The 1321-nt window shown below is 77.1% G+C and carries 1 protein-coding gene and 1 pseudogene; both read left to right on the forward strand.

The features are described from left to right. A pseudogene (locus tag I55_RS29980) lies at positions 1 to 760 on the forward strand (3-phosphoshikimate 1-carboxyvinyltransferase); the annotation flags it as partial. A 78-nt stretch (positions 761 to 838) separates the two neighbouring features. Continuing rightward, positions 839 to 1321: d(CMP) kinase (locus I55_RS29985; RefSeq protein WP_044564387.1), on the forward strand; the 483-nt coding region annotated here is incomplete at its 3' end.

Genomic DNA, 1321 nt, shown 5'->3' on the forward strand with positions numbered 1-1321 from the left:
CACCGCCGGACGCACGACGGTGGTGGAAGAGGTGCCCACCGCCGACCACACCGAACGCCTGCTGCGCCAATTCGGGGCCGCCATCACCGCCCGCCACCAGCCGGATGGCGCCTGGGCGGTCAGCGTCGACGGCCAGCGGGAATTGCGGCCGGCCCGGGTGGCCGTGCCGGGGGACGCGGCGGCGGCCGGTGCCGCCCTGGTGGCGGCGCTGCTGCGGCCCGGGCCCGGCATCGCGCTGGCCGGCGCCGGCACCAATGAGCACCGCGGCGGCCTGATCCCCCTGCTGCGTGACATGGGCGCCGAGCTGAGCCTCCAGGCCGCGACGGCGGGGGAGGACGAGCCCATGGCCGACATCACTCTGCGCGCGCCGGTCCAGCCCATAGACGCGGGTGAGGTGGCAGCCGGGCGCCTGGTCGACGCCGGCGACCTGGCGCTGGCGGCGGTGGCGGCCACGGTCGCGCCGGGGGGCGTCGTGCTGCGCGGCCTGTCGCCCACGCCGGCCCGGCAGGCGCCCGCCCTGGCGGCGGCGCTGCGGGCCTGCGGCGTGGCGGCGGAGGCCGGGGCGGATTTCCTCGGCGTCACCGGCGGCGGCCAGCCGGTCCAAGGCGGGGCCACGGTGGCGGTGGATGCGGAGATGGCGCCGGCCTTCCTGGCCCTGGGCACCGCCGCCGCCCAGCCCATCACCGTGCGCTGTGACGGCCTGGGGCTGGCCGTGCCCCAGCTGCTGAACGCCCTGGGTGCCGCCGTCACCACCGGGTGAGCGGGGCCGCTTGCCAGGGGCCGCCGGCGGTGTTAGGCCACCGGCCTATCCCTACCGAAGCAGCAGGCGGCACGCCCCATGACCTCTTCCTTCATCGTCGCCATCGACGGCCCGGCCGCCAGCGGCAAGGGCACGCTGGCCCGCCGCCTGGCCGCCACGCTGGGCTTCGCCCACCTGGACACGGGCGCGCTGTACCGCGCCGTGGGGTTGACGCTGTTGCGGGCCGGCCATGCGCCGGACGATGTGGGGGCCGCCATCGCCGCCGCCCAGGGACTGGACGCGGCCACCGTCCTGCCCCTGATGAACGATCCGGCGCTGCGCCAGGACGCGGTGGCGGTCGCCGCCTCCAAGGTCTCGGTGGTGCCGGCGGTGCGGGCGGCCCTGTTGGATTTCCAGCGGGATTTCGCCCATCATCCGCCTGGCGGCGCGCCCGGAACAGTGGCCAGGGGCGCGGTGCTGGACGGCCGCGACGTCGGCACCGTGGTCTGCCCGGATGCGCCGGCCAAGCTTTGTGTGACCGCCGACGTTGAGGTGCGCGCCCGTCGCCGTTGTCGGAGTGCG

The organism is Azospirillum sp. B4, from assembly GCF_000333275.1.
Lineage (GTDB): Bacteria > Pseudomonadota > Alphaproteobacteria > Azospirillales > Azospirillaceae > Nitrospirillum.